The following is a 10313-nucleotide window of genomic DNA, read 5'->3' as shown; positions in this document are numbered from 1 at the left end:
GATCACCCACGTGTTACTCACCCGTTCGCCGCTCGTGTACCCCGAAAGGCCTTACCGCTCGACTTGCATGTGTTAAGCACGCCGCCAGCGTTCGTCCTGAGCCAGGATCAAACTCTCCGTAAAAGACTCTCGATCAACAGTCGAAACTGTAAATCAGTCATAAACATAAAGAGTCAAATCACTAGCAAATAAACTCAACTAGCATTTTCAAACAACACCCGACAACAACCACCACAAGCGGGCAGTTGATACATCGAATGCTTTCACCAAATAAAATTCGGCACTGACATTCATCGACACACTGTTGAGTTCTCAAAGAACACGCACACACCATTCACGTCCGAGATGATCTCGTCGGTGTCCGGGGCAACCATTCCAGCTTAGATCGGATGTTCCGGCTCAGTCAAACTGGCCTTCGATCCGCGGTTAAGACACAACCGAAGTCGTATCCGAACCGGATTGTGTAGAGCGCGTCCGCTTCGCTCAGGCCTTGCGGTCTGGGCTGGCGTCCGTGTCGCTCTGACTTGGACAAAGTTACGCCCCGGATAACAACGCGTCAAATCCCCAGGTCGTTCGGACACAATCGGTGTGAACAGCCTGGTCGCGGTCGATGGATTGCCCCTCGAGCGGATGTCCAAACCAAATTACATCAATGTGACTCCGGCCACTGGCCGATCCTGGATTCAGCGAGCCACTCGTGCTCCCGCAAAGTTTCGCTTCCCGCGCCGGACCACCAACCATTGTCCGTGCAAGAGGTCGTCACTCGACGGTGTCCAGTTCTCGTCGGCGATCTTGACGTTGTTCACCGCTGCCCCGCCCTCTTTGACAGCCCGGCGCGCAGCACCCTTGCTCTCGCTCAGCCCCGTCGCGACAAGGAGGTCGACGATCGTGTTCGGAGCACCCACCTCGATGTCGGCCACCGATGCCTCGTGCAACGCCGCGGCCAGAGTGCTTTCGTCGAGGTCGGTGAGCTCTGCCCGCCCGAACAGCGCTTGGCTGGCGAGCTCGACCGAGCGAGTTGCCTCTTCGCCGTGAACCAGAGTCGTCATCTCCGCTGCCAGTCGCTTCTGAGCTTCTCGGGCGTGCGGCCGTTCCTCGGTTGCGGTCTCCAATTCGGCCAGTTCGTCCTGGGACAGAAAGGTGAACCAGCGCAAGTACTTGACAACATCGGCGTCACCGGTGTTCACGAAGTACTGGTACCAGGCGTACGGGCTGGTCATCTCGGGGTCCAACCAGAGACTGCCACCACCGGTGGACTTACCGAACTTCTTGCCGTCCGACGACGTGACCAGGGGAACGGTTAGTGCGTGGACCTGTTCGGCGTCCTGCCGACGGTTCAGTTCCACGCCGGCGATGATGTTGCCCCACTGATCCGAGCCACCGATCTGCAGACTGCAGCCGTACTCCCGGCGCAACTGGACGTAGTCGTTGGCCTGCAACAACATGTAACTGAACTCGGTGTACGACATGCCGTCACCCTCGAGCCGAGTCTTGACCGTCTCACGCGCGAGCATGACGTTGATCGAGAAGTGTTTGCCGACGTCTCGAAGGAAGTCGATGGTGGACAACTCCCCCGTCCAGGACAGGTTGTTCACCACCACGCCACCGGTAGGGCCGTCGTCCAGGTCTACGAACCGTTCGAGCTGCCCCCGGATACGCGACGCCCACTCGGTGACCACCTCACGGGAATTCATGGTCCGCTCCCCCACATCGCGAGGATCACCGATCAGTCCGGTTGCGCCACCCGCGAGAATGATCGGCCGATGACCGGCCCGCTGGAACCGCTTCAAGGCGAGCAGCGGAACGAGGTGGCCTGCGTGGAGCGAGGGTCCGGTCGGGTCGAAACCGGAGTACAACGTGATCGGCCCGTCCGAGGTGGCCTTCTTCAGTGCTTCCACGTCGGTGGACTGCGCGATCAGTCCGCGCCAGGTCAATTCGTCGATGATGTTCTCGCTCACGACGTCGATCTTCCCGCATGCACTTGCCGCCGCCTCGTTCAGCCCTCACGCAAGCCGGGCTGGGGAGCCCGGGGACTGCGCCGGTAGTTCGACACTGCAGGCGAGGCCGGTAGCCAGAAACGCCACGGTCTGTCCGCTGCCACACTCACACCCACGCGCGGACCGACTTTCACCGCATCGTCGCCCAGGGGATGTTCGGGCAGCTCGAGTGTGATCGGTGACGACGCGTCGAACAGATCGGTCCCGTTGTCGGCGAGTCCCACTGCGAGTGCTCGACCGAGATTGCCGGGCCCGCGAGCCCACCCGGCCTCGACCCGCGCTGTTCGCGACTGTCCGCCACCGCGCCTGCCGTCGACGAGGTCGTGACCTGCAATTACGTGACCGGCTCGAAGCAGGACGGCAGCCGCCGTCCCATCCGGCCCGCAACTGACGTTCATGCACAGGTGCATGCCGTAACTCAGGTAGACGTACAACCGCCCCGCAGGACCGAACATCACGGCGTTTCGGGGTGTGCGACCACGGAAAGAATGCGCAGCGGGATCGGGCCAGGGACCGTCGACCGGACCGCCGTAAGCCTCGACTTCCACGATGCGCACCGACACCGCGCCTGCATGGACGGTGGCCCCGAGGATGCGTCGGGCTGCGTCGTCCGGCTCTCCGATTTCCAAGTCAGCAGCGTTCACCCGTCCCATGATGCTGCGCCCTTGACCCCGAGGCATCGACGGGGCTATGACTGCATCGATCGACGAGAGTCTGGAGGCCCACATGGCGTTCACCGGGCAACATGCCGTCGAGATCACGGGGTTGACGGTTCGCCGCGGCAACCGAACGGTGCTGCACAATCTGTCCCTGACGATTCCGCGGGCTGCCATCACCGGCCTCCTCGGCCCATCGGGCTGCGGAAAGACCACGCTGATGCGCGCCATCGTCGGCACGCAGATCGTTGCCAGCGGAACCGTGACAGTGCTCGGATGCCCAGCCGGCTCCGCCTCCCTGCGCCGCACTGTCGGGTACGTGACGCAGGCACCGAGCGTGTACCGAGACCTCACCGTTCGCGAGAACGTGCAGTACTTCGGGTCGCTGTACGGTCGCCGCCACTCCGAGGTGGCGTCCGCCATCGAGGCTGTCGGACTCACCGACCATGCGGCGTCGCGGGCGGGTGAGCTCTCCGGTGGCCAACTGAGCCGAGTCTCCCTGGCCAGCGCGCTGGTCGCCGAACCCGAACTCATCGTCCTCGACGAGCCGACGGTCGGGTTGGATCCCGTCCTTCGCTCGGAACTGTGGTCACGATTCGCCGCAATCGCAGCGGCAGGTACGACAGTGTTGGTCTCGAGCCACGTGATGGAGGAGGCAGAACACTGCAGCCAGCTCGTACTGATGCGCGACGGTGCCGTCCTGGACCGATCGAGCCCCGAAGCGCTACTGGCGCGGACGAAGGAAACGAACCTCGACCGCGCGTTCCTCTCGCTCATCAGATCCACGGAGCAGACATCGTGAACGCACGAATCTACGTAGCGGGTACGGGTCGAATCCTGCGCCAGCTCAGAGCCGATCACCGATCGGTGGCCATGGTCCTGCTCGTGCCGTCTCTATTGATGGTGCTGCTGTATTTCCTGTACCGAGACGTCCCAGCTCCGCCGAACCAACAATCGTCGTTCGATCGAATTGCGATCACGATGCTCGGCATTCTGCCGTTCGTCGTCATGTTTCTGCTCACGTCGATCTCGATGCAGCGCGAACGCAGCACTGGAACGCTCGAACGCCTGCTGACCACACCGATGTCCAAGATGGACCTGCTTGCGAGTTACGGCTCCGCGTTCTCGCTCGCCGCTGTAGGGCAGGCGCTGCTCGCGTGTGCACTCGCATTCGGACTGCTCGGACTCGACATCGACGGCTCGATCGGGTGGGTTCTGGTGATCGCAGTACTAGGGGCGATGCTCGGAGTGGCGATCGGGCTGTTGTGCAGCGCTTTCGCACGTACCGAATTTCAAGCGGTCCAGTTCATGCCGGTCGTCGTGATCCCGCAGCTCTTCCTCTGCGGGCTCCTGGTGGCCCACGATCAGATGCCGAGTTGGCTCGGTGCGGTCAGCAACCTTCTGCCGCTGAGCTACCTGGTGGACGCCCTGCAGGAGATATCCGTCCACCCCGATGCAACCAGGCGCATGGGGGCCGACATCGCCGTGGTCGTGATGTTCACCGTGGCAGCGCTGACCGGGGCGGCAGCAACATTGCGTCGGCGAACCCCATGAACGGGACCGTCTAGGACGTGGCGCGCGCCAGGATCGACTCGTGCTCGGCGTCGTCGACATCGCGTGCATCGTCGGCGAGCAACACCGGAATGCCGTTCTCTATCGGATATGCGCGACGCAGTCGCGGGTTGTACAGCAGTTCGTCCTCGACGAGCAGGAGCGGGCCCTTGTCCACAGGGCACGCGAGGATGGAGAGCAGTGTCGAGTCGATTGCCACAGGTGTCCTTCTGTCTGCTCCGACCGAGCCGGAGTGATGGTCTTCGTTCACGCTACCGAACGCCGATTGTGGCCGTCTCGCGGGCCGTTGGCTGCCCTCTTCCGTCAGGACGACTTCTCGGCCGTGGCCTGACGTCCCACGAAGCGTTCTGCCACAACAGCTTTCGTCAGTCGGCGGTAGCTGTTCGACTCCGGATCGTAGTACCACGATCGTGCGCTCGGAGTAGGAATTCCTGCCTGTTTCAAGGCAGACGCATTGGGTCGATAGGCGCGACCGACCGGGATGTCGGACACAACGTGGACGATCGCCGGGCGCTCGTCCGGAAGCAGGACTCCCAGGGCATCGGTGAGAGCGCGAGCGGTGATCACCGCTTCGGGCTGCAAGGAGACCGCGCACACGGCGACCTCGGTGGCCGACGCTTCCACGCGGATCGACCGTGGCCCGTCGACCGCAACGCGGACTCCGTAGACCACGGCCGAACCGACTTGGTCGAGATCGCCGACGGCGTCGACGATCGGCTGGGTGTACACCGGCCCTCGGGCCGAGCGCACCACGGTGTCCTTACGATCGATGAGCCAGTAGTCGCCGTCGGAATCACGCCGAAACAGATTCTCGGTGGGTATCCACGCGTCGGTGGGCTCGAAGACCCCACGCATGACATGGCTGGTCGCTTCACCGTCACCGCTCGGGCGGCCCAGGAGCAGCCCAATCTCGTTGTCGCGGCATTGCCGCACGAATCCGTCGTCGTCCTCTTCGAGCCGACCGGTGATCGGGTCGTATGCCGCCAGCGCCACTCGCGCACTGCCGGGCAGCGGGCGTCCCTTCGAGCCGATCTTCGTCCCGGCGACATTGGCCAGAATGACGTCGTTCTCAGTGGAGGCGTAGAACTCGAGCACTCGCGCCGGGGTGAACTTCGCCAGGGTGCGACGCCACAATCCCACCGGCATACCGGAGCCGATGAACAGCCGAACCGGGTGACCGGTGTCGACCGGGAAGCGCCCGTCGTCGGTGATCTGCTGCATCATCGTCCAGGTGTAGCTGACGACAGTGACGCCGTAGCGGTACACCTCTTCCCTGAAGCGCTCGGGATCGAGACCACGGGAGAGCGCGATCCTCGATCCACCCGCAAGCGCGCCGCCGATGGTCACGAGTATGCCCGCCGAATGATGCAGCGGTGCAAGGCAATACACGGTGTCGCCGGGACCGAGAGCGGCCGTCGTCGCGGTACCGAATGCGGACAGTGCCCAGCGATGGTTGGTGATGTAACGCGGTTCGAGGCCACGATCGGTGGTGGTGAACAGAATCATCGCCAATTCGCGAGCGCGACCGGGATCCGGCTCGAACCAGGCCGGTAGCCGGACGGCGTCGGGGTCGATGGCTTCGAGGTCGATCACCTCGTAGCCGTCCGGAACATCGAGCCGCCGCGTCTCGCCGCCGCCGAGCACCAGTACGTTGGGCGCGACCGGAACGGCCGCCGCGGCATTCTCCGGATCGGCGATCACGGTATCGACGTCCACGGTGCGTAGCGCAGCCGTGAGGTCGCTACCCGGCTGCAGCAACACCGGAACAGCGCCGATGCGCGAGAGGGCAGCAATGGCGGCGAGGGCACTCGGCCTGGTCTCCATCAACACACCGATGCGCGATGCCGGCCGTACACCGACGCTGATCAGGCCCCGAACCACATTGTCGATACGCACGTTGACGGCGTCGTAGGTGTGCACTCGGTCGTCGAAGAGGAAGCACTCGCCGAGCGGAGACTTTCTTCCCTGCTCAGCTATCAAGCGGCCCAACGAGACCCGACTGTGCGGCTGCATCTGACCCAGCCGCGCCAGCCGCGGGAGGGTGCGCACGGCCTCGGTCGAGATCTCGCGGGTACCGCGCACGGCACCGGTCGCAGCCGAGGCCAATCCGCGTCCCACACCGACTCCCACTTCGGCGATGGAGGCAGCGGTATGGATGAGCCTGTTGGTGATCGATACGCCACTCTCGCTGTCCGAGTGCTCCTCGTGTTCCATGACGCGCACGGCCTCGGGCTTCGGTCCGAGGTTCTCGCGCCACCGAATCCAGTTTCCGGTGGTCGGCCATGTCTGAGCAGCAGCCGTACTACCCACTACGAGACCGAAATGGCCTGCCCTCAGCGTGGTTTCGAATACCTGCGCCCGGGGTGCGGCACGCCGGATTCCGCGGACCGCCAAGGGCTGTCCGATGTCGTCCACTTCGCCGACGAATGCCAACACCGGCACCGTCAATTCCGCGAGCGTCAGCAGCCTGTCCTTGATGACGAAGCCGCCGGTCATCATGCGGTTGTGCACGACGAACTGTTTGAGCAACTCGGCCACGGCGGGCCCGGACCACGCCACCCAGCCGTCCATAGCCAGGAAGCGGCGCTGCGGCTCCCGAGGCAACAGTGCTTCCCGATCGTGCAACTGTCGCAGGAAATCCAAACGAGACCGCACGGTCTTCGCCGGGTCGAGTAGCTGAAATCCTGTCCGCGCCATCCACCCCGACACGGCCAAGCGCGTGAAGACATGGTCGGCCAGAAACTCTGCGCCCCGAGTTGCCACACCGGCCGGGATACCCAAGGGCAAGCCGGCCAATGTGTCGACCGGAGCTCCGAACGTGATGAGGCTGGCCAGGTTTCGTCCACCTCGATAGGCGGCAGCTTGGTAGCAGAACATGCCGCCCTGCGAATACCCGCCGAGGTGAACGTCGCGGCCGGTGTGCTCGTGCACCTTGTCCACGACCTCGCTGATCGCAACGACATGATCGGCCAGAGTACGGCTCCACCCGCCCTCTTCGGTATCGGGCGAACCGAAATCGACCACCCACGGGTCCATGCCCATGCCGTGCAGAATGCCGGCCGCACCTTGATCGGTGGTGACGTCGTACACGTCCGCGGAGACCATCATCGGCGGAATCAGCACCACCGGAGGACCGTCCACGGGAACGTCGTCGGGGAAGTAACGCCGCAACCGATACATCGGCTCACGGTCCATCACCCGGAAAGGCGACGGATCGACCTCGGTCTCGAGACCACCCAGCCGAATGACCTCGAGGCCGTTCTGGGCCGTTGCGATAGCACGCCGCAGTGGACCACGTACCGCGTCTGCATTCAGTCCCACAAATACACTCCTGCGTTCGGCCCCGACGGAACGACCGACATCGGTCTTCGCGTGACGAAAGCTTCTCACATCACAGTCGTGGAATACGGCGAGGATGTCGATTGCTCGACTAGTGCCGCAACACCGGTATCTCAGCCCACGCGCGCAACGTCGACGCAATCGCCCGCACACCACCGAGTTGATGCGCCACCTGAACCGCCGCGGTGCCGCCGCGAGCATCACGCGAGGAAATGGAACCCTCCACGGTGAGCACCTCGCGCACCGCCGGAGTCAGCGCCGGATCGATCGACGAGAGCTCGTCGTCGGTAAGATCCACCAGCCCCACGCCCCGCGCTTCCGCCGCACGCACGCAGGCACCTGCTGCCTCGTGAGCGACCCGGAACGCAATGCCTTGCCGCACCATCCATTCGGCGATGTCGGTGGCGAGCGTGAACCCGGCCGGCGCGAGTTCGGCCATGCGATCGGTGTGGAACTCCAATGTCGCCGTCAAACCGGTGAGTGCCGGGAGCAGCAACTCGAGCTGAGCCACCGAATCGAAGACCGGCTCCTTGTCTTCCTGCAGATCCCGGTTGTACGCCAACGGTTGTGCCTTGAGGGTGGCCAACAGGCCGGTCAGATTTCCGATCAGGCGGCCCGTCTTGCCACGAGTCAACTCCGCGACGTCGGGATTCTTCTTCTGCGGCATGATCGAGCTGCCCGTCGACCACGCATCTGCGAGAGTCACGTAACCGTATTCGGGTGTGCTCCACGAGATGACCTCCTCGGCGAACCGAGACAGGTCCACCGCTGTCATCGCCAGGACGAATGCGGCTTCCGCCGCGAAATCACGCGAGGACGTGGCGTCGATCGAGTTCTCGGCGGACGAATCGAACCCGAGTTCGGCGGCGATCTTCTCGGGGCTCAGACCGAGCGAGGAGCCGGCCAGAGCCCCGGAACCGTAGGGCGACACCGCCGCTCGCCTGTCGAAGTCCGCGAACCGCTGGACATCACGCAGCAGCGGATGGGTATGTGCGAGCAGATGATGCGCCAACAACACCGGCTGCGCCGCCTGCGAATGAGTCTTGCCGGGCATGACCGCGGTGGGGTGAGCCGCAGCCTGAGTCGCCAATGCGTCCACGACGTCGAGAACACCGACCGACACCCGACGGACGGCGTCGCGCAACCACATTCGGAACAGGGTCGCGACCTGATCGTTGCGTGAGCGGCCGGCGCGCAGCCGACCACCCACCTCCGGTCCGACCCGGTCGATCAAACCGCGTTCGAGGGCGCCGTGCACGTCCTCGTCCGACTCGGCAGCGACGAACTCACCGGACGCCACGTCGTCGGCCAGCCGCTGCAAACCGTCGAGCATCGTCTCGAGATCCTGCGGGGTCAGCAGTCCGGCACCGTTCAGAACCCGAGCGTGCGCCATGGACGCACGGATGTCGTAGGGCGCGAGAACCCAGTCGAAGTGTGTCGATTTGCTCAGGGCAGCCATGGCAGCCGCCGGGCCGGAAGCGAAGCGCCCGCCCCACAGCGAGCCTTCGTTGGTTCGGTGTGCGTTGCTCGAAGTGGTCACAGGCCCAGGTCCCGCTTCGCTGCGATCTTGGAGGACAGCCCGTGCAGCTGCACGAATCCCTTGGCCGCGGACTGGTCGAACGTGTCGCCCTCGTCGTAGGTGGCGAGATTGAAGTCGTACAACGACTCCCCGCTGCGACGGCCGTTGACGATGATTCCGCCCGCGTGCAGGACCAGGCGGATGTCGCCCGAGACGTGTTCCTGCGTGTGCTGAACGAACGTGTCGAGCGCACCCTTGAGCGGCGAGTACCACAGGCCGTCGTAGACCAGCTCGGCCCACTTCTGGTCGGTATGACGCTTGTAGCGGCCGAGTTCGCGCTCGAGGGTCACGTGCTCGAGTTCTTCGTGCGCACGGATCAGCACCATCGCACCGGGAGCCTCGTAGATCTCACGGCTCTTGATGCCGACGAGGCGATCCTCGACGACGTCCAATCGGCCGACACCCTGAGCGCCCGCACGGGTGTTGAGTTCCTGGATCGCACCGAGCACCGACACCGGACGGCCGTCGATGGCGACCGGGCGACCCTTGTCGAACGTGAGGATCAGTTCGTCGGGTGCCTGGAAGTTGACCGTCGGATCCTCGGTGTAGTCGTACACATCCTTCGTCGGCGCGTTCCACAGATCTTCCAGGAAGCCGGTCTCCACTGCCCGTCCCCACACGTTCTGGTCGATGGAGAACGGCGACTTGGTGGTGACGTTGATCGGGATGTCGTTCTCCTCGGCGAACGCGATCGCCTTCTCCCGGGTCCACGCGTAATCGCGTACCGGTGCCAGCACTTCGAGCTCCGAAGCGAGCGTGTTGAAACCGACCTCGAACCGGACCTGGTCGTTGCCCTTGCCCGTGCACCCGTGGGCGACGACGGTTCCGCCGTGCGCACGTGCGTTCTCCACCAGATGCTTGACGATCAGCGGGCGGCTGATGGCCGAGACCAACGGATACCGATCCATGTACAGCGCGTTCGATTGCACCGTCGGCAGGCAGTACTCGTCGGCGAACTCGTCCCTGGCGTCGACGACGACCGATTCGACTGCACCGCAGTCCAATGCGCGCTGGCGGACGACATTCATGTCCTCACCGCCCTGGCCGAGGTCGATGGCAACAGCGACGACCTCCTTGCCGGTCTCCCGTCCGATCCAGCTGATGGCGACAGAGGTGTCGAGTCCGCCGGAGTAGGCGAGGATGACGCGTTCGGCCATGGTGATGACGCTC

The 10313-nt window shown here is 64.1% G+C and carries 8 protein-coding genes and 1 rRNA gene; 2 read left to right on the top strand and 7 right to left on the bottom strand.

Annotated features, from left to right (window positions below; translation table 11 throughout):
- From E4P29_RS05940 to E4P29_RS05930, 3 genes are all read right to left on the bottom strand, one after another.
- Nucleotides 1-123, bottom strand: a 16S ribosomal RNA gene (locus E4P29_RS05940); the annotation flags it as partial.
- A 560-nt stretch (nucleotides 124-683) separates the two neighbouring features.
- Nucleotides 684-1958 (bottom strand): tyrosine--tRNA ligase, encoded by a 1275-nt coding sequence (gene tyrS, locus E4P29_RS05935; protein ID WP_027497224.1) that lies wholly within the window; start codon nucleotides 1956-1958, stop codon nucleotides 684-686.
- A 38-nt stretch (nucleotides 1959-1996) separates the two neighbouring features.
- Complete coding sequence (locus E4P29_RS05930; RefSeq protein WP_135042679.1) at nucleotides 1997-2650, bottom strand: DNA-3-methyladenine glycosylase; 654 nt, start codon at nucleotides 2648-2650, stop codon at nucleotides 1997-1999.
- A gap of 37 nt (nucleotides 2651-2687) precedes the next feature.
- On the opposite strand from E4P29_RS05930, the gene E4P29_RS05925 reads away from it, so the two are divergent.
- Both E4P29_RS05925 and E4P29_RS05920 read left to right on the top strand, forming a co-directional pair.
- Complete coding sequence (locus tag E4P29_RS05925) at nucleotides 2688-3455, top strand: ABC transporter ATP-binding protein (RefSeq protein ID WP_245154173.1); 768 nt, start codon at nucleotides 2688-2690, stop codon at nucleotides 3453-3455.
- Nucleotides 3452-4207, top strand: coding sequence for an ABC transporter permease (locus tag E4P29_RS05920; protein ID WP_135042677.1), 756 nt, complete (start codon nucleotides 3452-3454; stop codon nucleotides 4205-4207). Before E4P29_RS05925 ends, E4P29_RS05920 begins: the two co-directional genes overlap by 4 nt.
- A 10-nt stretch (nucleotides 4208-4217) precedes the next feature.
- On the opposite strand, the gene E4P29_RS05915 is transcribed toward E4P29_RS05920, so the two are convergent.
- From E4P29_RS05915 to E4P29_RS05900, 4 genes are all read right to left on the bottom strand, one after another.
- A complete protein-coding gene (locus E4P29_RS05915; RefSeq protein ID WP_027497228.1) occupies nucleotides 4218-4424 on the bottom strand; it encodes a Trm112 family protein in 207 nt (68 codons plus the stop codon).
- A 104-nt stretch (nucleotides 4425-4528) separates the two neighbouring features.
- Complete coding sequence (locus E4P29_RS05910) at nucleotides 4529-7546, bottom strand: AMP-binding protein (protein ID WP_135042675.1); 3018 nt, start codon at nucleotides 7544-7546, stop codon at nucleotides 4529-4531.
- Nucleotides 7547-7655: 109 nt separating this feature from the next.
- Nucleotides 7656-9104 carry an argininosuccinate lyase gene (gene argH / locus E4P29_RS05905; protein ID WP_135042673.1) on the bottom strand — a complete coding sequence of 483 codons (1449 nt, stop codon included), beginning with the start codon at nucleotides 9102-9104 and terminating at the stop codon, nucleotides 7656-7658.
- Entirely contained in the window at nucleotides 9101-10300 is a 1200-nt protein-coding gene (locus E4P29_RS05900; RefSeq protein ID WP_135042671.1) for an argininosuccinate synthase, read from the bottom strand. The genes argH and E4P29_RS05900 overlap by 4 nt, the downstream gene beginning before the upstream one ends.
- Nucleotides 10301-10313 lie beyond the last annotated feature (13 nt).

This window comes from Rhodococcus sp. 1R11 (assembly GCF_004563845.1).
In the GTDB taxonomy this organism is placed as follows: domain Bacteria; phylum Actinomycetota; class Actinomycetes; order Mycobacteriales; family Mycobacteriaceae; genus Rhodococcoides.
This window is presented reverse-complemented; position numbering and strand designations above follow the sequence as displayed.